Source organism: candidate division KSB1 bacterium (assembly GCA_022566355.1).
In the GTDB taxonomy this organism is placed as follows: domain Bacteria; phylum Zhuqueibacterota; class JdFR-76; order JdFR-76; family DREG01; genus JADFJB01.
The window spans coordinates 1-26785 of sequence record JADFJB010000060.1 but is presented as its reverse complement, the minus strand read 5'-3'; the positions used below and the strand labels follow the sequence as shown (position 1 = coordinate 26785).

Sequence of the window (26785 nt, the reverse complement as noted above, 5' to 3'; positions counted from 1 at the left end):
ATGAGTGAAAGAGAAGATCCCTGAACTGGCTGAAATTTATTTATATGTATTAGCCGATTGGATAAATCGTGGTATCAACGACTCAAAGGATGATGTTGAAGCAGCATTAGAAAAATCGATAGAAGGCCAAAAAAAAGCGATTGAACTGCTCAAAAATAGCTGGCCCGAGGGGAGAAAAATCGTAAAAAATTTTCTGCGTTACTCAAAAGCATTGGATGACTTTCAAGAAAATAGTATTCGAATGCATGCTCATGCACGCAACAGGAACTCCTTCAATCAAACGGAAGATTTATTTCTAGAAAAATACCAGGAATTTGTAATGCGCAACCGGCGCCTTGCACACAAAATTGATACATCATTTGCTAAAGTAAACATAGCACTGGAAAAAGAAATTGGATTGAACATATTTGCAATCATTGATGAAATAAATAAAGACCTAGAGATGATTTTTTCTAAAAAAGAAAAAAAGAAACCCTTAAAACCAGTGCGAACTTTTATTTCATTTACTAATTGTTTTTTATCTGTTGTTAAACTTAAAAACTCTTTAGTTACAGGCCGGCATACCTCAACAGATCCATAGCAATCGTAAATGGCATCAAGTGCTCTTTTATAAATGCCTTCATTGCGTCGGGTCTGTCAGTATATACCATTCCTTCGGTAAGCGCAAGAAAATCTGCATTTAATACTGCAATACCGGGTATTGTATCTGCGAAAAAAGTAGCATCATAGACACTCTCTAATCTTAAAGAAAATGCTCCGGAATACGTATTAGCTACAGAAGATGGGGATGCAGTTATCGGAACACCCAAAGAGTTTAATTGATTATAGGTTCCCCAGTTTTCAGGTTCAGGATTCACAAATCCACCTATCCATGTTTCAAATCCTCCGTTGGGAGGTTGTGTTTGAGCATTGGTATTCAATGCAATGCATCCGGCTAATCCGATTGTGAGTAATAATTTTTTCATGTCAGAAAGTTTTAGGTTTGTACTTCGGTTACGCTCAGGACTTTAAAATTAATATATTTTAGAGAGTGCAAAGAAGATATAAAATAATGAATTACCAAGATAAAATTCAAAAACAAAATAGCATCAGCTGCTGCAGATATTTGTCGCGAATTCCCGGGAAATATGATAACAGGTAAATCGGTTTCATTCTTCACTAACCGAATAAAATCATCAAAATGATTCGTGAAAAGAAAGCTCCCGCCAACCAAAATCGCATCACATCCGCCTTTTTGAATACCTTGAACAACTTGCGATATATTTTGTAAGGAAAGTTTATCGGGATCAATTAGATAAAAAAACCCGGCTTTGCCGTTTTCAACAATAGAAAGTAATCGAGTGTATATCCTATTCAAAAAACACCATTAATTTTTTAATAAGTTCTGAACAACTCCGACAGATTTTTCCAACGCAAAATCAAGCTTAGAGGCATCTTTGCCGCCTGCTTGAGCCATGTGAGGTTTTCCGCCACCGCCGCCGCCAATATGAGACGCAAGCTCTTTAACAATATCTCCTGCTTTCAAATTATGTGATTTGATCAGGTCATCCGTCACAACACAAAGCAAAAACGGTTTGTCATGAATTACCGTGCCAAGAACACCAACTCCGCTTTTTAATTTGGAACGAATAAAATCACCTAACTTTTTTACATTCTCTTGTGAATCAGTCTCAATACGGGTCGCAACCAGCTTAAATCCGTTCAGTTCAACTGCAGACGATAATATCGTTTCCAATTCCGATCTCGAGAATTTCAGTCGAAACTCCTGTAATTCCTTTTCTAAATGCTTACGTTCTTCGAGTAAATTTTTAAACCGTACGACCAACTCTTCCGAAGAAAATCCCGTTATTTTCCGCAACTCGGAAACTATACCTTTTTCTTTCTGAAGAAGCTGATCTGCTTTATTTCCTGTCAAGGCCTCGATACGCCGGACGCCTGCTGCAACACCGCCTTCTGCAACAATTCTGAAATAGCCAATCTCCCCGGTTGAATTCAGATGAGTTCCTCCACACAGCTCCATACTAAAATCATCAATTTGAACCACCCTGACCACATCACCATATTTTTCGTCAAAGAGCGCTGTGGCCCCACGTTTTTTTGCTTCATCGAATGGAAGTGATTGGATTTGAACAGGAATATTTTCTCGAACTTTCTCATTAACAATCTGTTCAATCTGACTAATTTTCTCTTCAGAAATATGCTCAAAATGAGTAAAATCGAACCGCAAACGATCAGGTGCTACCAAAGAGCCTGCTTGATGAACATGCTCTCCCAAAATCGTTCTTAAAGATCTTTGAAGAAGATGGGTGGCCGTATGGTTTCTTGCGATGGACTTTCTCTTTTTTGTATCCACAGCTGCAAAAAGTTGCTTTCCGATAACAGTTTTTAACGCACCTTTTTTCACTTCGCCAATATGAATAATTTGGTTGCCAGACTTTATTGCGTCAATAACTTCCACCTCAAACGTGCCCTTCCCGTCGCGAATGATTCCATGATCACCAACCTGGCCGCCGGCTTCACCATAAAAGGGAGTTTGATCCAGCAAAAATTCGTTATCGCGAAATGCAACAATTTTGACTTTTGATTCTAACTCAGAATATCCGACAAATTTTGAATTTTTAACCACTTCCTTATCCAAGAAGAAATCCTTTGTGTCGAAATGGAATTTCTGGGCCTCTTTGGCTTTTTGTCTCTGTTGCGTCATAGCTGTTTCGAAACCATCCATATCCAATGAAAGATCTTGCTCTTCAGCCATCACTTGGGTTAAATCCACCGGGAATCCGAACGTATCATATAATTGAAAGATAGAGCTTCCCGGGAATACTTTAACACCCTTTCGCCTCAAATCGTTTACAGCTTTGTCAAATATCTGAATTCCACGATCCAGTGTTTGGCCGAAACTTTCTTCCTCTCCTTTAATGACCATTGATATATGCTGATTTTTTTCCAGCAATTCCGGAAAGGTCTTTCCCATGGAATCTGTAAGTACAGGCAATAATTTATAGATGAAGGGTTCGTGCATGTTGATTTTACGCCCATAGCGAGCAGCCCTTCTGAGCAACCTCCGCAGTACATAACCTCTTCCTTCATTTGAAGGCAATGCGCCGTCGGCAATTGCAAAGCTTAAGGCTCTGATATGATCTGAAATAACCCGGTGGGCAACGCCATCATATTCAGAATAATTGACGCCGGAAAGTTCATCAATTTTAGTGACCAGGGGTGTGAAAATATCCGTGTCATAATTGGATGCTTTATTTTGCAGCACTGCCACAATTCGTTCAAATCCCATTCCGGTATCAATATGCTTAGCTGGCAGCTCTTCAATCTTGCCGGTTTGATCACGATTATATTGTATAAACACGAGATTCCAAAGCTCAATAAACCGGGCACATCCGCCATTGATTTTACAAATATGACCGTTAATATGAGATTTATCACAACAGCCAGGTCCTAAATCGATGTGGATTTCTGAGCATGGCCCACAGGGCCCTACGTCACCCATTTCCCAAAAATTGTCTTTTTCATCGTAACGGAGGACTTGGTCCGGATTCATATCAGTCTCGGAACGCCATAATTCTTCGGCCACGTTGTCATCTCTAAAAACCGTAGCCCAGAGCTTATCTTTCGGCAATTTCCAAACTTCGGTTAGTAACTCCCAGGCCCAGGCAATCGCCTCTTTTTTGTAATACTCGCCAAACGACCAATTTCCCAACATTTCAAAAAAAGTGTGATGATAGGTATCTTTTCCAACTTCTTCCAGATCGTTGTGTTTTCCACCGACTCGAATGCATTTCTGGGTATCTGCAATCCGCAGCGAACTCGGTTTTTCTGTGCCGATAAATATATTTTTGAATTGATTCATCCCGGCATTTGTAAAAAGCAGGGTCGGATCATCAATGGGAACCACCGGTGCGCTACGCACAATTTTATGATCTTTGCTGCGAAAAAAATCAAAAAATGATTCTCTTATTTCATTTGACGTCATCGTCATCTACAATTTATCCCAACTAATTTCTTCAAATACTTGCTCAACAATTTCCCAATTGAAACCTCTTCGAAAAAGGAAATCGCTGATTCGCTTTTTTACTTTTATCGGCTCTATGTTTTTTATTGTTTTCAATTTTTGATTAGCCAGGCGCAATGCCAATTCTTTCTCATCATACTCCGAATAAACCTCTTCCAGGGTGGCTTCAAGAATATCCTTTGATATCCCTTTCTGCTTTAGTGAAAAAGCCAGTTCCCTGCGGCCAATCGACTTTTGAATTATTTTATTTCTAGCAAATTGCCTGGAAAAAGTTCCATCGTTTATTAATTGCGATTGTTTTAAATCTTCAATAAGACCAATAATGATCGGTTCACGAAATCCCTTTCTTCTTAATTTATCCGATAATTCTTTTTCACTATGATCTCGTCGAGCCAAATAGCTGAATGCTTTTTGCTTTGCACGTTTCTTCTCGTCTTCGGAAAGAAGATCTTCAATCTGATCTTCTTGTAACGTTTGATTAACATTAATGTTATGTTTTAGTACGATTTCATCGTTTAATCCGAAAGCAAACTCACCATCCAAATAAATTGATAAGCGTTGACGGTTATTTTCTTGCCTCTCAATTTTGGTGATTTTTCTTTCTGAATTGGACAATTTACTTATTCATCACCACTGCATTTGATGACATATCCCGTTTCTTTTCTTTTTCTTGGTTATTGGATTTGTTGTTTGCTTGTTTAACCAATCCAAGTTTTTCACGGACTTCCTTTTCAATTTTCGACATTAAGTCCGGATTCCCTTCTAGCAGTTTTTTTACATTCTCCCGGCCCTGGCCCAACCTGTCTTCGCCATAAGAAAACCACGTTCCTGCTTTTTCAATAATGTTTTCATTCACTGCTAAATCCAGAAGCTCTGCCGATTTTGAAATTCCAACGCCATACATAATGTCGAACACTGCAGATTTGAATGGAGGAGAAACTTTGTTTTTAACCACTTTAACCTGGGTGCGGTTACCAACCACCTCTTCTCCATCTTTGATCGAACCCGTTCGGCGAATATCCATGCGAATTGAAGCATAGAATTTTAACGCACGGCCACCGGTAGTCGTCTCCGGATTTCCAAATATAACTCCGATTTTTTCACGAATCTGGTTAATAAAGATCACACAGGTTTTCGATTTTGAAATTGCACCGGAAAGTTTCCGCATTGCCTGAGACATCAAACGAGCTTGTAGCCCCATCTGAGCGTCACCCATTTCGCCTTCAATTTCCGCGCGTGGAACCAGAGCAGCCACAGAATCTATAACAATAATATCCAATGCCCCCGATCGTACCAAGGTTTCGGTGATCTCAAGAGCTTGTTCGCCGGTATCGGGTTGTGAAATCAACAAATTATCTGTATCGACGCCCAGATTTTTCGTATAAGCAGCATCTAATGCATGTTCGGCATCAATAAAGGCGCCTAATCCACCGAGCTTTTGCGCTTCGGCAATTATGTGTAATGCCAATGTTGTTTTACCCGACGACTCCGGTCCAAAAATTTCGATAATTCTTCCCCGGGGAACACCGCCAATCCCAAGCGCTGCATCCAATGCGATGGATCCTGTGGGGAGCGCTTTGATTTCTACGTATGCCTGGTTATCTCCCAATCGCATAATTGCCCCTTTGCCAAATTGGCGATCGATTTGAGTCATTGCCAGATCTAATGCTTTTAACTTTTCTGAATTAACTTCCACAATTAACTCCTTTTATGATTTATCCATAAACTCAGAATTTGAGGCTGTCAATGATGCACTATGAAGGATACTATACTTTGCACCTGTCGGCAATAATTCGCTTTTCATCAGGTATACTTCACCAACATCCACCACAAATTCCCCTAATTGAAATTGTTCAAATTTACTTAAGATAGTACCCGGTTTTCTATTTTGTTTTACACGACCAATCGTCAAATGCGGTTTGAAATTTCTATTTTCCCGAGGTATCTGAACAGAGTAAAAATTGTTATCTATTTGTTTTTGCAAGGCACTCATCTTTTCTTTTAAATCATTAACGCCGATCCACAAAACCCTGGACTGTTTACAATTTGGAAAACATCCTTTTCCTGAAAGCTCATATTGAAAAGCAGAAATGTCTTTCACACTTAAATCTAAAGCCTCCACTAAATTTTTCTGTCTGTTTTTTTCAATCTCACCAATGAACTTGAGGGTTAAATGTAAATTTGAAGGATCAACCCAACGAATACTACTTTCTATTTTTTTCAATTTATCGATCAGAAAAAAAATCGCTGATCGCGCTTCATCCGAAATTGAGATCGCAACAAAAGTTCGAATCATGTCCATGACAGTAATGTAAAATAGTTCTTTAAACCACAAAATGCAAAAAATATGAGAAGATAAGCTGGAAATATCTACAAGGAATTAAGCGTCTAGTAATCTCTTTCGCAAAAGGTTTAGTGCTGCATAGGCAAATCGAGATTTATTGATTAACCGGCTGCGGTGAAAAACAAATTTTTTAACGATTACGTCATCACCTTCAACGATGGCAATATAAACCAATCCAACCTGTTTATCTTCGGTTTCACCGGTTGGTCCTGCTATGCCTGTCGTGGCCAAAACAAAATCCGAATTAACCAGATTCTGCATACCTATAGCCATTTCCCGAGCGACCACTTCACTCACCGCACCATATTCTTCTATTACAGAATTTTTGATGCCGAGCAGATTGGTCTTAACTGAATTATCATATGCAATTACACCTCCTAAGAAATATGCCGAGCTGCCGGGTATATTGGTAAAAAGGTTGGCGAGAAGTCCCCCGGTGCAGGATTCGGCAACTGCAACTGTTCTTCCTTTTTCTACTAATTGTTCAGCAATTACTTCTTCCAGGGAACGTGAACCGATTTCGTAAATGTATGGATCGATTCTTTCTCGAATTAATTCGATGGCTTGATCGATTTTCAATTTTGAATCACTTATTTCTTTTCCCGTCACACAGAGTCTTAAATCCACGCCATAGGGATGCGGCAAAACAGCAAGTTTGCCATATTTTTCGACATCTTCAATGGGTCCCAATTTTTCGACTAGTTTCGATTCAAATATATCGGTGGTTCGGATGGTTTCGTAGCGGACAGTACTTCTCAAACCACCGAATTGTTCTTTCAAAATCGGAATAACCGAATCCTCCGTCATTTTGCGCATTTCAGCAGGAACCCCGGGCAATACAAAACAGTGTATACCTTCTTGATCGAAATATATTCCAGGCGCTGTGCCAATTTCATTGCTGAGCACAGTAGCTCCCTTGGGAACCATGGCTTGCTGCAAATTTATCTCGGGCATTGGTTTTCCCCGTTTTGCAAATAGGTTGATAATGTGGCGTTCTATTGACTCATCCCGGACCAAATCGGTTTGGTAGAATTCCGCTACGCATTCTTTGGTGATATCATCATGAGTTGGACCTAACCCACCTGTTAATAATACAATTTGTGATCTCACTTTACTTTGTGAAAGCGCCATTTTGATCGATTCTTTGTCATCACCGATTGTTGAAATCCAACTGATTTGGATCCCTAATCGCAGCAACCGATCGGCCAACCAATTGGCATTGGTATTTAACTTGGTGCCGTTTAAAAGCTCATCGCCAATTGAGATAATTTCAGCTATCAAGGACGTTGATTCTAATTAAAATTTGAATCAAAAGAAACACATAAAAACCTGCCAGGACATCATCTAACATGATCCCCCACCCAGAAGGTAAACGCTCTGCATGGTTAACAGGAAACGGTTTTTTAACATCAAAAATTCGAAAAGCAAGAAAAGCTGTGATAAATGCTTTAATAGAAATTGGACAAGCAATTAAAGCGATCATCATACCGACGATTTCATCGATTACAACAATGGAAGGATCTTCACCTTTTTCCGCTTCCACATAGCTGGACACCCAAACTCCAACAGCAAAAACCAAGGTGATTAATAGCAGGTATAGTGAAATGGAAAGGAGGGGAATTAAAAACCAAAAAATGACTAACGCTAATAAACTTCCGGCTGTACCAGGTGCAATCGGAGAATAACCAAAATAAAATCCTGTAGCTAAAAGATATTGAAGACGCGACATCTATTCTATAAATCTGAGGGGACGATAGCTCGGTAAAAATCCAGTATCATGCTTTTTATATGGTCGCGATTTTCAAACATATATTTAATACCTGAGATAACAGTCAAAATAGTAACAAAGAGAATTGCTGCGGGAATTAAATTCCAACTGACGATTTTTTCCAGAGCTTGTGAAGATATGTTATAAAAGGCAAATGTTTTTTCTAATAAAATAAAAATGAATACAAGATAAATAATTGTAAGTTGTGAGAAAGTTTTTGCCTTAGCCAGGTAAGACGTAACAATTGGTTTACCTTTGAACATAGCATAAGTTCGTAAAGCTGTAATTATTGCATCGCGGATGATTATTGTTAAGACCATCCAAAATTCAACAACACCTGATAATGCAAATACAATGAGTGCTGTGGAAATCAATATTTTATCAGCAAGCGGATCTAAAAAGCGGCCCCAATTTGAGGTAATCCCATAACGCCGGGCAATAAATCCATCGTAATAATCAGTTAACGAAGCAATAATGAAAATAGCAAAAGAAGTATACTTTAAATAAATATTTTCAGCATAGAATGTTGTCACGAAGACTGGCGTTAATATGATCCGAAGTGCAGATAATTGGTTTGGCAACGTCATTATCATAAACCCTTTGGGAATTTAGATGGATCAAAGATTAAATTATTGTCATTGGTGAAATGTAAACATCAAAAAGGAAAAAATCCATTCAAAGGTCACTTCTACCTTCAAAAGCTCTCATTAATGTTACTTCATCTACAAATTCTATATCGCTACCCGCAGGAATGCCTCTGGCAATTCTTGTAATTCTGATGCCCAACGGCTTTATTAAGCGCGAAAGATAAATAGCCGTAGCTTCTCCCTCGATGTTTGGATTCGTTGCAAGAATGATTTCCTCTAAACCGTTTTGACAGCGATCCAGTAATGGTTTGATGTTAAGATCATCCGGACCAATATTATCTAATGGCGAAAGCACACCTCCCAAGACGTGGTAGAGACCTTTGTACTGTCCAACTTTCTCAACGGCAAGAATATCATGGGCTTCTTCAACAATGCAAAGAAGAGCCTGATCTCTTCGTGTATCCTGGCAAATGATACAAGGATCTGATTCTGTTAAATTAAAACATATGGAACAGGGCCGGGTATTTTTCTTCATTTCGATTAACGTGGCGGCTAGTCTTTCGATATCTTCATCAGATTGTTTAAGCAGATAAAATGCTAGTCGTTGCGCGCTCTTACGTCCAATTCCAGGTAACCGAGAAAGCTCCCCAATCAATTTTTCCAAAGATTTCGAAGAATAGAACATAAGCCTATAATCCAGGAATTTTGAATCCACCCGGCATATTCGGCAACAAACCTCCAGCCACCTTTTGCATATGTTCGCTAGATGCTTGTTGAGCCTTTTCAAGAGCCTGGTTTACAGCGGCTATAATCAAATCTTCCAGCATGTCAACATCTTCCGGATCAACAGCTTCCTGTTCGATTTTTATACTGATAATTTCTTGTTTTGCTGTTGCTTTTACAGTAACCATTCCTCCGCCGGAGGTGCCTTCTACTTCAATATTTGATAATTCTTCCTGCGCTTTAGCAAATTTTTCTTGTGCCTTTTGTACCTGACCCATTAAAGCGCCTAAATTTGGTTTTGCCATGCTAACCTCCAGATGTTATCAATTCACCATCAAACAATTCTATGATTTTTTTCACCATAGGATCAATCTTTTTTATCTTTTTGGGTTTTGAAATTGATTCTTCCTCTTGAAATTCTTCCTTTTTGTCATTTTGTAACTTCACTTTTGAAAATTTAACAACAACTGTTATGCCCATTATTTCTTGGATCGCTTGTAAAATAATTTCTTTATTTCGTCTCATCGCTTCAATTTGAAAGCCATTCTCATAAGAAAAACCAATTTCCAACGTGTTATTTTGGAAATGGATCGGTTCACCTTCCTTTAGAAAAACACTTACAAACAATCGCCTCTTCTCCACAAACTGGACCAACTGCTGCCAGTTGTCTTTGAACATAATGATCGTAGCAGGATCATCTTTTTGTTCTTCTTGAACCACTGTCTCCGTTTTTTCTTCAACACGAACATTCTGCTTAAGATCAATCGGGGGAGGATAAGTTAAGTTTTTTTTTTGAGGAGAAGAATCCGTTTGAATCGGCGGCGAGGTTTGATTTTCTGAAGAGGTTGTTGTTTGATTGGAATTTTTCTCGGGCAACATCGTTGTTCCGGGATTTGAGAGTCGTTCAATCACTTCATTGATAGTCACGGAGTTATCCATTTTGATGAGTTTAATCATGCACATTTCTAATCTAACTCGAGGATTGGGGCTGCGCTTTATCTCGAATTCAGTATCCGACACAACCTGGATCATCCGCAAAAGATCATCCGATGAAAAATCTTTACTTTGTTGGGTGTATTGTTCTTTATAATTATCAGAAGTTTCTAACAACCGGTTATCTTGTACGGCGTTCGCATACAATAAGTTACGTAAATGTTCAATTAAACTTTGTAAAAATTCAACGACGTCATAGCCGGAATTAATCAATCGTTCAATATAGTGAAGACCTTCCTGAATATCACTCTTCAGAATAATTGAAGTGCTTTCAAAGAGCAAATCCTGGCTGACCACGCGAAATGCGTCCACTACATCATCGATTTTAATTATTTTACCACAAAATGAAATCATCTGGTCGAGGAGACTTTCGCCATCACGCAAGCTGCCGTCCGCTTTTTTGGCGATTAGGAACAGAGACTCTTCATCAATTTCAATTTCTTCATGTTTGCAGATTGTTTTCAATTGAGTAATGATCTCATCGAGCGGAATGCGCTTAAAATCAAACCGTTGACATCGTGAAAGTATGGTAGCTGGAATTTTATGAGGCTCTGTTGTTGCAAAAATAAACCTGACATGTTCTGGTGGCTCTTCCAGTGTTTTCAATAAAGCATTGAATGCTTCCGTTGTAAGCATATGGACTTCATCAATGATATAGATCTTAAATTTCGAAGAAGATGGTGCATATCTAACATTTTCTTTTAAATTTCTCATTTCATCGATACCCCGATTGGATGCGCCATCTATTTCAAAAACATCCAGATTCCGCCCGGCAGCAATCTCTTTACAATTGCTGCATTTATCGCACGGTTCCGGGGTTGGGCCGTTTTTGCAATTTAACGCTTTGGCAAGAATACGAGCTGAGGTTGTCTTGCCGACTCCCCTGGGCCCGGTAAAGAGATAGGCATTAGCAATCCGGTCATTAGAGATGGAGTTTATTAATGTTTGTGTAACATGGTCTTGAGCCACAACCTCGGCAAAGCCAGTTGGACGCCATTTTAGTGCTAGTACTTGATAGGTCATTTAACTCCTTAATTTTAACGGCTGTGCACCCATCTTCGATTTCCCAAATCAGAAACGATTGAAAGAATGCTGGCTCCAGCCAAGAACCCCTTCGGCACATGATTCTAATACTTACCGCTGCTACCTTCCGGTCCTGACGGGGTTTGGTATCGAATCATTGCGAAGGTCTTGAACCATCAACACCAACAATCCTGAATCGAATTACTGACGGAAAAACCTCAGACGGGATTTCGACCCTGCTATAGCGGATTGCAGGTTCAGGGCACCGCTAGCTCCCCGTCTAGCACAGCCGAATAATTCATTCCAAGAACAGTTTTGTGGAGCAGAAGGGATTCGAACCCTCGACCTGTACGTTGCGAACGTACCGCTCTCCCGACTGAGCTACTGCCCCTCATCGCGGAGAGGGTGGGATTCGAACCCACGGTAGCATTCACTACACACGCTTTCCAAGCGTGCTCCATCGGCCTCTCGGACACCTCTCCTTACCACAAAAATCAAAAAATCGTTTTATCAAATTTAATATCTCCGACAAATAATAATCCAAACTTTAGGATCATTCGGAATGGGTTCTAAGCTTTCTAAAAAAAGAAGACATCATTGCCTTACATTTATCTTCTAAAATTCCCGATACCATATCCACATGCCAGCTAGCTTTTGGATCTTGCAATAAATTATATACAGAACCACAGGCGCCATATTTAGAATCATCTGCGCCATATACTACTTTAGAAATCCTGGAATTTTGAATCGCGCCGGAACACATCACACATGGCTCAAGCGTTGTATATAAAATCGCATTTTCCAATCTCCAGGAAGATACGGTTGTTGAAGCCGCCGTTATCGCGATCATTTCCGCATGGGCCGTGGCATCTTTCAACAGTTCTACCTGATTATGGCCTTTGCCAATTACCCGGCCATCTGTAATAATCACAGCGCCCACCGGCACTTCGCCGGCATTATATGCCTTCTCTGCCTCACGAATCGCCTCATTCATCCATCTTTCGTGATTATTTAAAGCAAGCATATCCAAAATAATTTAGCGCGCCCGGGAAGATTCGAACTCCCAACCTTCTGATCCGTAGTCAGACATTCTATCCAATTGAACTACGGGCGCATGAGTACTGTAGCGCATACGGGAGTCGAACCCGTGTTACCGACGTGAGAGGCCGGCGTCCTAGGCCACTAGACGAATGCGCCATTAGTTTAATTTATTTGGAAATATAAGTCTCCAATTTTTTTCAGACTTAATGTAACTTCATTCTAAAAAGAAATCAAGGCGAAAACCAAAAATTCTGAATTGATATCTATTAAATCATCTAACCTTTTATAAAAGTAGAATCTATTCCGGCAGATGTTTAAAATTCAAATTAATAAAAAATAATCCTTTACTTTTTTATTCAAATTTATTTCATATATGAAACACTCAATAATAGACCCGGGCTAAATTTATCTAAACATAATACTGCTATTTATTTGAGAATACATTGACAAAATTTTGCTCATGTTTTCATTTTATTCATCTGTTTGTGTTTATAAACCGAGGAATGTTCATATGAAATAATAGCGTTTTTACTACACTATTAGCGAAAACGATATGCAATTTACTACAAATCCTAAAATGTTGTTGAATAACAAAAATGATTCATTTCATATAAAACAATAACTTATTCAGGAAATCATAAATGATAAAAGTCATTTCTTTTCTTGGCATAATTATTGGCTAAGTTCTTTGTAGTAATTATACCCGGATTTTATTCAAAACACATTAAAATGGCCAATCCAATACCCGCAAAAATGAATGTTAATACGAATGATCTGTTTGAAATCAAGGATTGTCTGACCCGGGAAATTACCAAAATAATACTCAACTCGATTTCTTACATTCCAAATAATCGATTTCTTTTTCAATGTAGGATTAAGATGTTAGCTGATTTAATCGAGATCGAGAAAAGCATACGTAAAGATTTTATCAATTTTTGTAATTCAGCTTAAGCGTATGAAATGAGTTATCAAAGGTTGCTTGACCGGCAAAAAAGCTTGCAAGAAGAACTTGTCCAAATACAATCAGCAACGATAGAATTGATGTGTATTGAAAATAATGATGATAATTTTCTTTTGGGAATGCAAAGGCAAGATCTGATTGAAGAAATGGAAAATCAATTAAAAAAAATAAACGAATTAATTATAACAATACAGCTAGCCAGTCTTATTGATGACGAAAAGAAGGGTGGCTAAGGAAAAAATACTCTAAGTCAAGGAAGCGTTCATGGCCATGGAAGGCTATCAATTAAACCTCAATGTTAAATATCACCGGCGCATAACTACAATAGATTTTAAATCTAGGACACCTTTAAACAGTAGAAATTATAAATCTTTTATTTCTAAGGTGCTGGAATTTTGCTGGGGAGATAGTAAAGTGGTAATCGATTTTAATAGGGTAATTAGGATGGATAGCGCCGGTCTTTCCGCATTGATCTATCTCCACAAGAAATTAGGGAATGGAACAAGCAGGCTAGCTTTTGCCAATCTAAACAATAATATATTGTTTCTTATTCAATCCTGTGGATTGGAAAAGTTTTTTAATGTCTACAATTCACTATCCGAAGCTGTTACTCATTTAAAATCAAAAAATGGAAAACAATTCTATCAAGATGCTATACTGGTCCTGCAATTGAAACGGACAGATTCCTATTTAATCGTAAAGATTAAAGAGCCTAATTTTATAAACAAACGGAATTGCGAACGATTTCGTAAGAAAATTGAAGAATATTCCCTCAAAAACTCTTCGATCATTATTAATCTTGACAATATCCGTAGTATCGACAATGAAGGTATTGCGATGCTTATTGATTTAAAACTTTTTGCAAAGCAAAACGAGAAAGAATTTATTTTGGTTTACAGTAACAGAATTTTGAGAAGGTTATTTAAGATGTACTCTGTAGAGGAAATACTGCCTCATTATGAGCATCACCGCGAGGCGATATTCACCATAAGCTGTAACCATAGATTTAAAACCGAAGCTCTGATTGCATAACCATAAACTTTTCGGATAGCTATTTATTCGTGTTGGATTCTAGTAATGGAAATCATTCTAATTTAGGCAGATTAAATGAAACGCATATGTTTAAGTTGTGGCAATCCTTCCAACAATGAAAACAACAATGAACCTTGTAAAAATTGTAAGGAGATTAACTGGTGTCAATGCCAGGATATTGTTGAGACATTTGAGGGTAAATTGGGAATGGTTTCGAAAATAAAAAGTCATAATAATATAACTATAGACATTCCCTTTATGGGAAAAAAGATTGTTGGGTTTTCTGATGTCAGGGAAAATTTGGGAAGAAGTGTTTAGCTTTATAAAACTTGCAAAAAAGTAATACCCGAATTATCGGGCAGTCTTAATTGTATACCGGAAGAGTTTGAAAACAGATGGCCGAATTGAGCATGACTTGGAAGGCAAAAATGGAAGTGTTTTGGTAAGTTTTTGCTATTAACAAATCTTTCTCGGCTTGAATTATTGTGATCGGCTTCAGCATTTCCTAGCTAGCTAGGCGATTCGGCAGAATTCTCGTTGTCGTTCCAGAGCCACTTTCAGTTGGCTTCCGACTCCAGGCTGTGGGATTCATTCCACAACTTTGGTCTCAGGCAACGCAACTTTCAGCCCTTCAACCCTGCCGCCATCTAGATTCCGAAAACGTGCGCAGGCTCCCCATCCTCCACCACCCTGACTGATTTTCAACAGGAGAGAATTCCAACCTTTTTTCAAGGTGACTTCGACGACGTCCTCTCCTGGAGTGACACCACGAGTGGTATTATTTTCATGTACCAACTCATCGTTCAGCCACGCTTTGACACCATCGTCACTGCCCAGTTCCAATCGGACCGGCTGTTGCATATCTGACCACACTCTGTTGCGCAAATAGGCAACACGAGTCTCTCCTCCCAATACTTTGTCCAGCTCCAAAAGCCAGGGCTTTTCTTTGTTGGTGCCGGCCGACATGATCTGCCAGGTCACATTCCGAGCATCAATTTGCTCCGGTGCAAATGCGAATCCAAAAACATTGACATCCTTTTGTGTGTATGGTCCTGATACCTGCCAGACCGTCATGTAATCCTCAAAGCGCTCAATCCGAGTGAGCATCTGACGGGCATCGCTTATATGTGGAAGTGAATCACTATTGGTAATTTGAATGACTTTCTCCAGCACTTTTTTGGTATTTTCGGGATTACTGCCACTCACATCCTTGGCAATTCTTACTACGGCTACTTCGGCCTCCTGACGCAAAGCCGGGTCCTCCAGGTATGTGCTCGCAACTTCCAAAGCCGCCATTGATCCTATGTTTGAGATACCAGACAAGACCATTTTCTTTTCATTTGTGTTCGCTGCCAGATCCAATGCCAGCTTAAACATCTCAATTACCACTTCGTCAGGGCGGTCGCTCTCAAGTCCCAGCAGGCGAACAAACCCACGCAAAGCAAGAACCTGGCGTATGGTATTGTCAGAATTCTGTGCGATTTCAAGAAGGTCATCTAACGGTTCAGCGCTTGGCCATGCTGCAAAAGCGCGAACTGCTGCGGTTTTGAGATTTGCAACGGTGTCATCCAAAGCTGCTCTCAACACCGGGAGAGAGGTCCGATCTCCTATTTTACCGAGGACGTTGAACAGTGAGCTTCGAGATTCTACCTTAGTCACCGATGACAGCGCTTTCATTACGGCTTCACTTCTACGACTCTCTTCGGGAATCTTCAGAGAAACGGCAGCCACGGTTTTTTCGAGCTCGGTGCGCTCCGCAGCACTCTGGGTATTCACTAATAAGCCAATGAGCTCAGGCAAGGTCTCCGAACCGGCAAGGGTCTTCAATGCTTTGACCGATTCAATTCGTACCTTTCTGTCCGAATCTTTAGCGGTCTGAAATAGAATACGAACTGCCGTATGTATTTGCCGCCGATCTACACTGCGAATCAGCTCCGCTTTGACCTCGGGCTTAGAGACAGAAATGTTGTCGACTATTGCCTGGTCAATGTTCGAGCCCCGCAGGCGATAAAGACTCTCCCGTGCGACCTTCCTCTCCTCCCCGGTACTTGCTTCTGACGCAGACCTTGCTAACAACGGGACCGCAGACTCGTCACCCACCTTGGCCAGGGCTTTGAGTGCAGCAATTCGCACTTCAATATAGTCACTTTCAATCGCATCCATGGATGCCTGGCGAGATTCTGCATCATGACGTTCGGCCAATGAGGTCAGCAGTTGAACCTGGCTGGCTGCCAGCATATGAGGAATCTCCCGCACAATCCCGGCAATGCTTTGCGACACTGGGATCTCCTTCACGAGTCCGGATGCTACTGTCTGCATCTGAGAATCGTCTGCTTTTAACATCGTAAGGATCATCTCGTTGGCCTGATCACCTGCAGACCGAATCATGCCCTTGAGCGCGGCAAAGCGAATTGACGGAGGTTCTGCGGGATTGTTCAACTGTTTGTAGATCGCCAATGCTTGCAATTGTTCACCCTTTTCCAAAAGCCGGTCAGCACATTTTAGATAGGCGGGCAATACTTTCATTCGTAGCTCTCCCGTCATTTTTTCTTTGGCCTGTGCTAGTGCTTTGGTCGCCTTAGAATCAGCAATTTCTCCAAGTGCGGCGATTGCGGCAGTGGCAATGATCGGATCAGGATCATCCAGTAATTTAAGCAACGCGGACACCGATCGAGTGTCCCGGCGTTGTCCTAATGAGTTGATGATGCCGGCCTTCTGTTTGCCATCTGTTTTTGACAGGGCTTTCCGTAATGCCTTGTCCACTGCAGTGTGCGGAATGCGCTCCAGGGCAAAACGGGCCATATCGGAAGTGGCTATATCCGGAAGCATTTTTGCCAAAGTCTTTACTGATTCCTTGGTGCCGATTATGCTGAGACGATCACAAATAAACTGTTTACCCGCAAGGGTGGCATCGGATTTTAGGACGTTCAGGAGACGTTTCTCAATGCGTTTGAGTCCTTTGGGTGAAGCCTGAGCCATCCGCAGAAACTCGGCAAGGTTGACTAGCGGCTCACGACTTTGACCGTATTCGTAGACAGCTATCTTAGTTAAGAGGTCCTCGAGTACCTCAAAACCCAAAGCTTGGGTCACATCAAATCGGTTTGGTGTCGTATCCACTGGCAAGTCGCCCATTGCAAATTGAATGCCGTCGAGAAAATGTCGCAAAAGGACCGGATTCCAGTAGATCGCATGATTGTGTCCAAATGAGCTGTAAAACACTCGCCCCTTGCCATATCCACGAATCCAGCTAATTGGAATATCCTTGTCCGCGAACCGCACACCCTCAGCACTCAAGTTGACCTCATCGGTCATATCCAGGCCAACAAGCACGCGGCTATTTGCTCGTAGGCTGCGCTGTCTAATACGATAAATCTCATCTTTTATTCTAAAGTTTTTTCTATTGAATGCGGCTGTCAGAGGATGTTTGGGATCTTCGATGTTGACGGCCCAGGTACCGCTGGCATTCCAGGGATGCCCGTCGAATTGGCCTCCCATCATGTTCGCGGCTTCAGGCCAGGTATAAAAATTATCCGTGGCTGCATGGAGGCCAACTATTCCTTTACCGCTTTTGATAAATTGCATCAAGCTATGCCGCAGTGCACGGTCTTCAAACTTCAGTTGGGTGGTATTGGCGAAGAGGACTGCATCGAATTGTCTGAGGTTCTCCGGCTTGAAAATCGACATTTCCTGGCTTTGCACAACTTCGAATGCGCCGGTCTTCTTGCCCATCAGTTCTAATGCTTTGGCTGCATAAGGAGTTGAGCTGTGCTTAAAGCCTTCCTCCAGGGTAAAGACCAGGAGTTTCCGAGGTTGCTTTGGCGCAACCGTTGCTTCTGAGGGTACGGCGTTTTCTATTTTATGCAGATCTCCCAGCGGTATCTGCGCATGTGATGCGCCTGTTAGGGTAAAGAAGCACCAGAAAGTGAACAATGCTGCGGTTGATGCCTTTATCGGTCGTTGCATATTTTCCCTTTCACATTATTTCTTTTGGCGAAAGACTATCACTCACAAATGCCACGGACTTCTCATTGGCCTCGAGAGCAGTCGTTCGGCTGCACGGTCGTTGATGAATCGCTCTGTATCAGGCTTCCATCTCACTTTTCGCCCCAGTTTCATCGCGATCACACCCAGGTGTCCAATCATAATCGAGTGGTGTGCAACTTCGACAGGTGTAATCGTTTTTGCTCGGTTGCGGATGCAATCGAGAAAATTACCCACATGGTCGTGACTTTCATAAAGATGTACTTCGTCCGGGCTGAGAACCGAGCTTAGGATAGATTGTGGATGCGCTTCAAGTCCGCCTCGACTAACATGCACCCACCCTTCAGTTCCGATGAAATGTACTCCCATTCCTTTGGGTTGCTGTTTTTGGTCGGCAACGATCATGGTGAATCCTTCAGCATATTTGCACTCAAAGTAATACGATTCAGGTGTATCAAAAAGGCCGTCTTCGGCCGGCGGGTAAATCGCTTTTCCCTCAATTTCGATTGGGCTGGTGAGCTCTGTGCCCATGCCCCAGTTGGCGATATCGCAGTGATGCCCGGCCCAGTCGGTGAGTTGTCCACCCGAGTAATCACTGATCCAGCGAAAATTCCAGTGGCAACGACTCGGATTATAAGGCGCCCAGGGCGCCGGTCCGAGCCACATGTCATAGTCAAAACCCTCCGGCACCGGGGCAGGCTGTGTACCATTGTCCCGAATACTGTTGCCTTGAGGAAGCCCAACCCTGACCGTATGGACCTCGCCGATGCGTCCATTGCGTACCAACTCACAAGCAAAGCGGAAATGGCGTTCTGAGCGCTGCCAACTCCCTGTCTGCCATACAACGCCATATCTGTCTACGGCATCGACGATAGCTCGTCCTTCTGAAATTGAGTAAGCCAGTGGCTTTTCTGCGTAAATATCTTTCCCGGCCCGAACCGTTTCAACAGCAATGATTCCGTGCCAATGGTCAGGAACCGCAATCATGACGGCGTCGAGGTCGTGCCGAGCAATCAACTCGCGATAATCGTTGTAGGTTGCGCACTCGTTACTGTCATAGGCTTCTTTGACAAGATCGCGGGCTCGGTCGCGGTGGCTCCTGTCCACATCGCAAACCGCAAGGACATGTGCTGCCGGGTTACTGAGAAAGTTCTTCAGATTGCCAGTGCCCTGGCCGCCGACACCGATGCAGCCAATGGTGATGCGGTTGCTAGGCGTTACTGCACCGTCTCTACCCAACACGGATGAAGGAATGTAATATGGAAGTGCAAGCGCACCCATTGCTTTTCCCGCAATGTCTTTTAAGAAATGACGTCGTTTCATGATGGGTATCCCTATTTTAATTAAGGTCAATTACGATGCTAATATACGAATTATGCATTTACATCACACCGCTTAATTATTCAGGAAATAGTTCCGGGCTCTACGATATTGAATTTTACAAATTGATAAGCCCAAAATCAATGATTTTCTTAACTTTGTTTGGCTTATTTTGGAGGGATGGATTATTTTTCAGATTGTGAACAATATATCTCACCATATCTCTTAGTATTTCGGGTATAAAGGGTCAGGGGAATCAAATTTTTGAGAGATCCTGAGAGTGTTATAATTACGGAAAATAGGGTGATTTTCGATTTGATCTACGGCTGGGGCAAGCAGAGATGGTTTGCTGTAGATGAGTATTTGATCTGTTGTTTGAAACATGCATTGGAGTGTAATGGTGCTATTTTAGAATGTGGCTCGGGATTAACGACAATTATGGTGGGAGCCATTATGCAGAAGTCAGGAAACACAATTTGGTCACTTGAGCACAGCCAAGCATGGGGTGACAGGACAAAAAAATATCTCAATAAATATCAAATTAACTCAGTCTGTTTATGCATAAAACCCCTGAAAGATTATGGGGAGTTCTCATGGTATGATCCCTCTTTTGACTCGATGCCGGACAAATTTGACCTGGTTATTTGCGATGGTCCTCCGAGAAAGACAAGGGGAGGACGATATGGCCTGTTACCGATAATGAGGAAAAAGCTAAAACCAAATAGCATCATATTACTTGATGATGCCGCAAGGGAACAGGAACAAGCTATTTCTACTCGATGGAAAAACGAGTTCAAAACAAGTTATGAAATTCAAGGCTCAAAGAAACCGTTTATTCGAATTACCGTGTAGAATATGGCTCTGCAACCATAATATTTATTAAACAAATACAAAGTTTATCTTTAAAAATACCAACCCAGTACGTATACAACATTCTGCCTTGAATCAAATAAAGTAGATTCCAGCATATTAAAAGATCTCGTTGTTTCCCACAACTATTTTGTTCCTGGATTATACACCGTATTTCCTTCCCGACACATAAACCCCCATCCGCCAAACGTCTCCGCAACCATTAGAAGCAGTTTATTGTTGCCTTTCTTTAGAGGCAAATAAATCATATCGTTAAAACCCACAATGCCAAGATAGGCAGGATCCCGTTGCTGATAGCCGTTTTTTCCGGCAAACAGCAATTTTCCGTTCAGAAAAATACTGACATCATCGCTGTAGCCAAACTGGAGCTTTCTCGATTCTTCTTTATCAGCATAGATTGTTGTTTTGGCAATAATCAAATCAGGCTCCCGGTCCATTCTTTTAACATATCGCGCAATGTCCACAAGGCCGGAAGGTTCGCTGGTCACTTTCTGCCAGGTGATTTTAAGCCCTTGCGCATTCGGTGTACGTTCGTAATCAATTTTACCGGATTTAAATGATTGTGATATCTGCCAATTGGTAATGATCCCCGGAAGTGTCTCAACTTTTGCAGCAGGCTCGAAATGGAGATTATTGTCAGATCTGTAGCTAAAATTCGAGAAATAAGCCGTGCCGTTTTGCGGACCCAATAAACCCAATGTACCCTTGCTGATCCCATGTTTCAGGTCGGTTATCGTCAAAATGGGCTGCTCGCCGTCATTGAGATAAACACGAGCTTGCTTGCCGGCAAATTCTATTTTCAACCGGAACCATTGATCTTCCGGGAAAACCGCTGCGGCGGTAAATCCTTCGCCACTATATAACTGCCAGCCGGAAATGCCATTGAAACTGGGTGTGTATTGAAGATCGTCGCTATAAAGTCCGGATCTGTGCGGTCGAATATAAAAACGTTCGAAATCATCCTCTGACTGCACTCTGAAAAGAATACCCGGATAAGAACGCTTGCCATTTACTGCAAAGTCAACTTCCACAATGCCATTTTCAAAATTAACATCTTTCAAATATGCAACCCCCATTAAACTTTTCCTGCCCATATGCTCTACAATTTTGGCTCTTTTCATTTCCCAATGATCCGTATCAAATTCGGCAATTTTATTTTGTCCGTGAGACGTTACCGCATATCCAAAAACAACGAAAAAAACACTCGTTACAAATGAACGGAACAATTTTAGATTTTTCATACTATCTCCTTTTAAATAAAGTGAACTTCCAGGTTGAAAGACTTCTGATTTTATTAAACCAACTTACGCCCAAGCCGAGGATCATGTTTGTTGCGGAACCATTCAAATAGCGGTCAAATCGCATTCAAACCTTGTTCATCCTGATTTTTTGTAACTTTGCTGTTTTTCACAATTAAAAGAAAAGTAATTTATGATCGTCAACCTGGTAAATATTTCTTATATCGTGGGAGCAATATGGAAACAGATTCAATGGATAAACTTAACAATCAAACTGAGAAGCTTTACATTGCACGATGTAAAGTATTAATTGAGGAAAAACTGAATTGGCCGGGCAGCCAGGAATGGAAACAGCGGGATTACGAAAATCTCAGTGAACTTATCTTTTCCAAGACCCAGATCCTGCTCAGTCTATCCACTCTTAAAAGAGTGTGGAAAAATGGTTATGACAGCCTTCCCCATCCAAGCACATTAAATGCGTTAGCCATGTTTCTTGGTTATGTGAATTGGATGGACTTTAAGAGAGACCAGTTTAATTTCATAAACCAGGGAAGGGATAAGACCGGTGAACCTCTTTCCAGCGGCCAGAAAAAGCAATCTCTAAAACGATCTCGCACAAGAGCGGCTGCATTGCTGGGTTTGATTACAGTTGTTCTATTATTCTATGCTTTTTTCGATCAACTCACTTCTCAACATAATTATGAGGATGTAGTTTTTAATAGTAAGAAAGCGATCACTAGCGGTCTCCCCAATTCAGTTATCTTTGACTACGACATTTCATCGATCAAATCGGACAGTGTCTTTATTCAGCAATCATGGAATGAAAAACAGAGAGCTGTTATCTCCAAAAAGAATCGCCATCATACCAGCATTTACTATTATCCCGGCTTTCACAAAGCGAAGCTTATTGTTGATAATACGATTATCCGGCAAAAAAATATTCACATTACAACAGATGGATGGCTGGGAATTGTCAGACATTCTTTAGATGATCCAATTCCGGTGTACCTGCCGCGTGATAAAATATTTGATAAAACCAGGTTATATGCTTCCCCGGAAATTCTACAGGCAAATAATGTCCAGGTATCCCGGGGAGAATTTTTCGTTAGCTTTTTTTATGTCCATGATTTTGGCAATATTGACGGCGACAATTTTGTGCTCGAATCACAAGTTAAGAACGATCTTTCTGATGGCGGCCTGACTTGCCAGTATGCCGACGTAATCATCATGTGTGAGAATGGCAGAATGGTCATACCGCTTTCTATGGCAGGTTGTGTAAGTAATAATAGCCTGAAATTTATAGATGTCTACAGGGATGGCAAAGAAAATGATTTGTCCAAATTTGGCTGCGATATGTCTGTTTGGAACAACCTTCGCTGTGAAGTACGCAACCGCGAGGTTAACTTGTCTCTTAATGGAAAGAAGATTTATACTCTTTCTTACCAGGAGCCTGCAGGCCGGGTGATTGGTTTACATTATATCTTTTACGGGGCCGGTTCGGTGAATAAAGTAATTCTATATAATCAAGATAAAAATATCGTATTCAGTGACGATTTCGTACAAATCAATTTCAGTCAAAAGATAATTCAATTTTTATACTTAAAAATAGCTTGGGGCATTGGGTGCTTTGGTAACTTTTTATCACCACAAATATTGGCTATTAGTTTTGATTGATTTTGATTTAGTTAGTTTAATCAAGAAGTGGTAACGTTTTGGTAACATTTCTTCAAAACTAATTTGTCGGTTAATATTACAACCTTTATAAAGGCGGCAGAGTTCAACCAGGCGTTGCACATCGACCTAAAAAAACGAGGATCGAGTGCGAACGCTTATTCGTTATCTAGCATTTTGGGGTAACGTTGCTCCTGACTTTTTCCAGGCCGATTACATTCACTGGCACGAAGTACATTGGGGCCGAACGCGATTTCATCAAGGCCTATCAACAAAAGGTACTTTAAAATGCCTACACGCTGGGGCTGAACTTAATGGCACAGCCGTAAAGGATTTCCCACGCTGTATATGAATAACTTGTCTCCCATCTGAGGTAATGAAAAGAGAAGGAGTAAACCCGTAACGCACCTTCAATGGTCGATAGAAAACTATATTGTGAGAACTCAAATAGCTTATGATAGGCTCTTATTACTAACAGACAGGTTATTTCATATTCAAAACCAACCAAATAAAATATCACATGAGTCGATTGTAACAAATACCCATATTCCCAAAACCACTATTCCCGCATCTTTTAAGATAGTCAGAAAAACCGTAAAGAAATATCATTACGATAGAAATATAATTATGCATGAAGCGTCATATCTTGAAGATGAACTTTGGCATGTTAAAGGGCTCGCACTTCTTACCTCAATTGATTCTAACGAAGAGAGCCTTGATTTTCAAGCGCTTAGGTTCTTTATTAGGAAATACCAAAAAAAGCGCAAGAGAGAATTTGTAAGAATAAATAAAAATATGTGCGCTGCAATAGGTCTCTTATTTGATCAAATGCTCCCTATTTATCAAAATAAGAAGGCAGAGCTACATGTAAAGTGATTGCTAACAATCGCATAAAGAGTCGTTCGCTTCGTTCACTGGGCCGCCCCTCTGCGTCGCCCCTTATGTAGGCGTTAAAATTTTACTGATAATTTTTCTCGATCCATTTTTTACAAGAGATTATAATTCAGGCTTAAATTTTATACTGAAAAAATTAAAGGCAAAATAAACGTATACAAGAGAATTTTAACGCGTCCTGTTCACACGGAATTGTTTTAACGCGGCAAGTTTTTTAGCACACAAAAGTCACTGCCCGCTATGCGTTTATATCTCATGATACTCACCGCTAAAATTTTACTGATAATTTTTTCTCGATCCACTTACTCGTTAAGCACTTTCCCTACCCAACTTTTCCTTCTTCCTGGCCGACGCCCGTTTGTTGGCATCCAGTTCCATTTTGCGCATGCGAATGTTTTTGGGTGTCACTTCCACAAGCTCATTTTCAGCAATGAATTCTATCGATTGGTCCAGGGAAAGAATATGCGGCGGGCGTAAGGTTACGGTCGCTTCGGATGTGGAACTGCGCATGTTTGTAAGCCTTTTTTCACGAGTGATATTGATTAACAGGTCATCGCTGCGGTTACGTTCGCCAATGACCATGCCGGCATAAACTATGGTGCCAACCTCGATAGAAAGCTCGCCACGATCTACCATGCCGAGACAGGCAAAGGTGGTAACTCTACCGGCACGGTCGGCTATTAACGCACCACTGGCTCGTTGCGGGATCGGACCAAACCATTCGGCATAGCTCTCGAAAAGTGTGTTCAAAACACCGGCGCCTTTTGTATCGGTCAGGAACTGGCTGCGAAACCCGATCAATCCCCGGGAAGGGATGATAAACTCCATATTAACCCGGCCATGCCCATGGTTTTGCATCGTGTGCATCTTGCCCTTGCGTTTAGCAAGCTTTTCTGTGACGATTCCTACTTTATCTTCCGGAATGTCAAGAAATACCCGTTCCATCGGTTCCATTACTTTACCATTTTCCTCCTTGGTGATGACTTGCGGCTTCGAAACCATAAACTCATAACCCTCACGACGCATGGTTTCTATGAGCACTGCCATCTGCAGCTCACCGCGTCCGCAGACCTCGAAAGAATCTGTCCGCCCGGTTGGATTAACCCGCAATGAGACATTGCTGAGGATCTCTTTTTGCAATCTTTCGTTGATATGCCGCGAGGTCAGGAATTTACCCTCCTTGCCGGCAAACGGGCTGTTGTTCACATAAAAGATCATGGATACTGTCGGTTCATCTACTACAATGCGCGGCAGTGGTTGCGGATCATCCTCGGAGGAAATAGTGTCACCGATCTTAACGTTGTCAACGCCTGACACGGCGATGATATCACCAGATTCCAGTTTCTGCACCTGAGTTTTTTGTAATCCCATAAATTCGTAACACGCCGAGAATTTGATACCTTTTGTGATTTTCCCTTCGCCACATAGACTGTAGAATTTGTTCATTTCGAGCACGCCATTACTTAGCCGCCCAACCGCCAGTTGTCCGACATATGGATCGTATTCCAGGTTTGTAACCAGGAATTGCGGGACATGATCATCACTTGCAACCGGTCCTGCAATTTTTTCCAGGATCATTTCGAATAAAGCGTCAAGATCCGTACAGCCATCTCCGATTTTTTTATGGGCCACGGCAGCTTTTGCATTGGTGTACAAAATCGGGAATTCGATCTGTTCCTCCGTTGCATCCAAATCGATAAACAAATCATAAACTTCATTCACGACAGCTTCAATGCGGGCGTCACTGCGATCAATTTTGTTGATCACAAGTATAATGGGCAGATTTTTCGCCAATGTCTTTTTCACTACAAAACGGGTTTGCGGCAACGGCCCTTCGCTTGCATCCACAAGCAAAAGCGCGCCATCTACGAGATTCAGACTGCGCTCCACTTCGCCGCCGAAATCCGCATGGCCTGGTGTGTCTACGATGTTGATCTTCACACCCTTATACCACACGGCTGTGTTTTTTGCATTGATGGTAATTCCGCGTTCGCGCTCAAGATCCATGGAATCCATAACACGGGTAACAACCTCCTGGTTTTCCCGGAAAGTGCCGCTCTGTTTCAACAAGCCATCTAACAGGGTGGTTTTGCCATGATCCACATGAGCGATAATGACGATATTTCTAAACTTTTCTTTTCTCATTATAATCCTGCTTTAAACATCATTGATTGTTTGGATTTTTAAGACCACAACCTTCAAAAAAATCTGAGATATTTATAGTGTTTGAACAGAAACTCGACAACTAGTGTCATTCCGGTAATCTTTTAAGCCGGAATCTAATCATTCCAAGCTGTTAAGATTCCCTCTGAAAG

Annotated in this window: 24 protein-coding genes, 4 tRNA genes and 1 other RNA gene; 7 read left to right on the top strand and 22 right to left on the bottom strand. The window is 41.3% G+C overall.

All coding sequences use genetic code 11. From position 1 onward, the window contains the following. The first annotated feature begins 211 nt into the window (after window positions 1–211). On the top strand, window positions 212–580 hold the full coding sequence (locus IIC38_11790) for a hypothetical protein (protein ID MCH8126628.1): 369 nt from the start codon (window positions 212–214) through the stop codon (window positions 578–580). Here IIC38_11790 and IIC38_11785 read toward each other — a convergent pair. From IIC38_11785 to IIC38_11700, 18 genes are all read right to left on the bottom strand, one after another. Further along, entirely contained in the window at window positions 549–965 is a 417-nt protein-coding gene (locus IIC38_11785) for a hypothetical protein (protein ID MCH8126627.1), read from the bottom strand. The genes IIC38_11790 and IIC38_11785 overlap by 32 nt on opposite strands. 11 nt (window positions 966–976) lie before the next feature. Continuing rightward, the gene (locus IIC38_11780) at window positions 977–1357 is read right to left on the bottom strand and encodes a hypothetical protein (GenBank protein MCH8126626.1); all 381 of its coding nucleotides are present in this window, start codon (window positions 1355–1357) and stop codon (window positions 977–979) included. A gap of 9 nt (window positions 1358–1366) precedes the next feature. Next, window positions 1367–3985, bottom strand: coding sequence for an alanine--tRNA ligase (gene alaS, locus IIC38_11775; GenBank protein MCH8126625.1), 2619 nt, complete (start codon window positions 3983–3985; stop codon window positions 1367–1369). Window positions 3986–3991: 6 nt separating this feature from the next. Then, window positions 3992–4639 (bottom strand): RecX family transcriptional regulator, encoded by a 648-nt coding sequence (locus IIC38_11770; protein ID MCH8126624.1) that lies wholly within the window; start codon window positions 4637–4639, stop codon window positions 3992–3994. Window position 4640: 1 nt separating this feature from the next. Then, window positions 4641–5723, bottom strand: coding sequence for a recombinase RecA (gene recA / locus IIC38_11765; GenBank protein MCH8126623.1), 1083 nt, complete (start codon window positions 5721–5723; stop codon window positions 4641–4643). Window positions 5724–5732: 9 nt separating this feature from the next. After that, a complete protein-coding gene (thpR, locus tag IIC38_11760; protein MCH8126622.1) occupies window positions 5733–6320 on the bottom strand; it encodes an RNA 2',3'-cyclic phosphodiesterase in 588 nt (195 codons plus the stop codon). An 84-nt stretch (window positions 6321–6404) separates the two neighbouring features. Then, a complete protein-coding gene (locus tag IIC38_11755) occupies window positions 6405–7649 on the bottom strand; it encodes a competence/damage-inducible protein A (protein ID MCH8126621.1) in 1245 nt (414 codons plus the stop codon). Further along, window positions 7639–8097 carry a phosphatidylglycerophosphatase A gene (locus IIC38_11750; GenBank protein MCH8126620.1) on the bottom strand — a complete coding sequence of 153 codons (459 nt, stop codon included), beginning with the start codon at window positions 8095–8097 and terminating at the stop codon, window positions 7639–7641. The genes IIC38_11755 and IIC38_11750 overlap by 11 nt, the downstream gene beginning before the upstream one ends. A gap of 5 nt (window positions 8098–8102) precedes the next feature. Then, a complete protein-coding gene (gene pgsA / locus IIC38_11745) occupies window positions 8103–8723 on the bottom strand; it encodes a CDP-diacylglycerol--glycerol-3-phosphate 3-phosphatidyltransferase (protein MCH8126619.1) in 621 nt (206 codons plus the stop codon). Between the two features lie 88 nt (window positions 8724–8811). After that, the gene (gene recR, locus IIC38_11740; GenBank protein ID MCH8126618.1) at window positions 8812–9408 is read right to left on the bottom strand and encodes a recombination protein RecR; all 597 of its coding nucleotides are present in this window, start codon (window positions 9406–9408) and stop codon (window positions 8812–8814) included. A 4-nt stretch (window positions 9409–9412) separates the two neighbouring features. Continuing rightward, a complete protein-coding gene (locus IIC38_11735) occupies window positions 9413–9751 on the bottom strand; it encodes a YbaB/EbfC family nucleoid-associated protein (protein ID MCH8126617.1) in 339 nt (112 codons plus the stop codon). 1 nt (window position 9752) lies between these two features. Further along, window positions 9753–11462 (bottom strand): DNA polymerase III subunit gamma/tau, encoded by a 1710-nt coding sequence (gene dnaX / locus IIC38_11730; GenBank protein ID MCH8126616.1) that lies wholly within the window; start codon window positions 11460–11462, stop codon window positions 9753–9755. A gap of 21 nt (window positions 11463–11483) precedes the next feature. After that, an RNA gene (gene ffs / locus IIC38_11725) (signal recognition particle sRNA large type) lies at window positions 11484–11751 on the bottom strand. 29 nt (window positions 11752–11780) lie between these two features. Continuing rightward, window positions 11781–11853, bottom strand: a tRNA-Ala gene (locus tag IIC38_11720). 6 nt (window positions 11854–11859) lie between these two features. After that, window positions 11860–11944: transfer RNA gene (locus IIC38_11715), tRNA-Ser, on the bottom strand. Window positions 11945–12015: 71 nt separating this feature from the next. Further along, a complete protein-coding gene (locus tag IIC38_11710) occupies window positions 12016–12486 on the bottom strand; it encodes a nucleoside deaminase (GenBank protein MCH8126615.1) in 471 nt (156 codons plus the stop codon). A 16-nt stretch (window positions 12487–12502) separates the two neighbouring features. Continuing rightward, window positions 12503–12576: transfer RNA gene (locus IIC38_11705), tRNA-Arg, on the bottom strand. Window positions 12577–12586: 10 nt separating this feature from the next. Further along, window positions 12587–12659 (bottom strand) — tRNA-Glu (locus tag IIC38_11700). An 804-nt stretch (window positions 12660–13463) separates the two neighbouring features. Between IIC38_11700 and IIC38_11695 the strand changes: the two genes are divergently transcribed. The 3 genes from IIC38_11695 to IIC38_11685 all read left to right on the top strand — a co-directional run bounded on the left by IIC38_11695 (window position 13464) and on the right by IIC38_11685 (window position 14814). Then, complete coding sequence (locus IIC38_11695; protein MCH8126614.1) at window positions 13464–13697, top strand: hypothetical protein; 234 nt, start codon at window positions 13464–13466, stop codon at window positions 13695–13697. Window positions 13698–13728: 31 nt separating this feature from the next. Beyond that, a complete protein-coding gene (locus tag IIC38_11690; GenBank protein MCH8126613.1) occupies window positions 13729–14496 on the top strand; it encodes an STAS domain-containing protein in 768 nt (255 codons plus the stop codon). A 75-nt stretch (window positions 14497–14571) separates the two neighbouring features. Further along, the gene (locus tag IIC38_11685) at window positions 14572–14814 is read left to right on the top strand and encodes a hypothetical protein (protein MCH8126612.1); all 243 of its coding nucleotides are present in this window, start codon (window positions 14572–14574) and stop codon (window positions 14812–14814) included. A 270-nt stretch (window positions 14815–15084) separates the two neighbouring features. On the opposite strand, the gene IIC38_11680 is transcribed toward IIC38_11685, so the two are convergent. Further along, window positions 15085–18459 (bottom strand): ThuA domain-containing protein, encoded by a 3375-nt coding sequence (locus IIC38_11680; GenBank protein ID MCH8126611.1) that lies wholly within the window; start codon window positions 18457–18459, stop codon window positions 15085–15087. 42 nt (window positions 18460–18501) lie between these two features. Continuing rightward, window positions 18502–19800, bottom strand: coding sequence for a Gfo/Idh/MocA family oxidoreductase (locus IIC38_11675; GenBank protein MCH8126610.1), 1299 nt, complete (start codon window positions 19798–19800; stop codon window positions 18502–18504). Window positions 19801–20061: 261 nt separating this feature from the next. Between IIC38_11675 and IIC38_11670 the strand changes: the two genes are divergently transcribed. Next, on the top strand, window positions 20062–20649 hold the full coding sequence (locus tag IIC38_11670; GenBank protein MCH8126609.1) for a class I SAM-dependent methyltransferase: 588 nt from the start codon (window positions 20062–20064) through the stop codon (window positions 20647–20649). A 143-nt stretch (window positions 20650–20792) separates the two neighbouring features. On the opposite strand, the gene IIC38_11665 is transcribed toward IIC38_11670, so the two are convergent. Beyond that, on the bottom strand, window positions 20793–21908 hold the full coding sequence (locus tag IIC38_11665; GenBank protein ID MCH8126608.1) for a DUF1080 domain-containing protein: 1116 nt from the start codon (window positions 21906–21908) through the stop codon (window positions 20793–20795). Between the two features lie 249 nt (window positions 21909–22157). Here IIC38_11665 and IIC38_11660 point away from each other — a divergent pair, with 249 nt between their 5' ends. Continuing rightward, complete coding sequence (locus tag IIC38_11660) at window positions 22158–23579, top strand: hypothetical protein (GenBank protein MCH8126607.1); 1422 nt, start codon at window positions 22158–22160, stop codon at window positions 23577–23579. Window positions 23580–24011: 432 nt separating this feature from the next. After that, window positions 24012–24452 (top strand): hypothetical protein, encoded by a 441-nt coding sequence (locus tag IIC38_11655; protein MCH8126606.1) that lies wholly within the window; start codon window positions 24012–24014, stop codon window positions 24450–24452. 327 nt (window positions 24453–24779) lie between these two features. Here IIC38_11655 and typA read toward each other — a convergent pair whose 3' ends face one another. Further along, window positions 24780–26615 carry a translational GTPase TypA gene (typA, locus tag IIC38_11650; protein MCH8126605.1) on the bottom strand — a complete coding sequence of 612 codons (1836 nt, stop codon included), beginning with the start codon at window positions 26613–26615 and terminating at the stop codon, window positions 24780–24782. Between the last annotated feature and the right edge of the window lie 170 nt (window positions 26616–26785).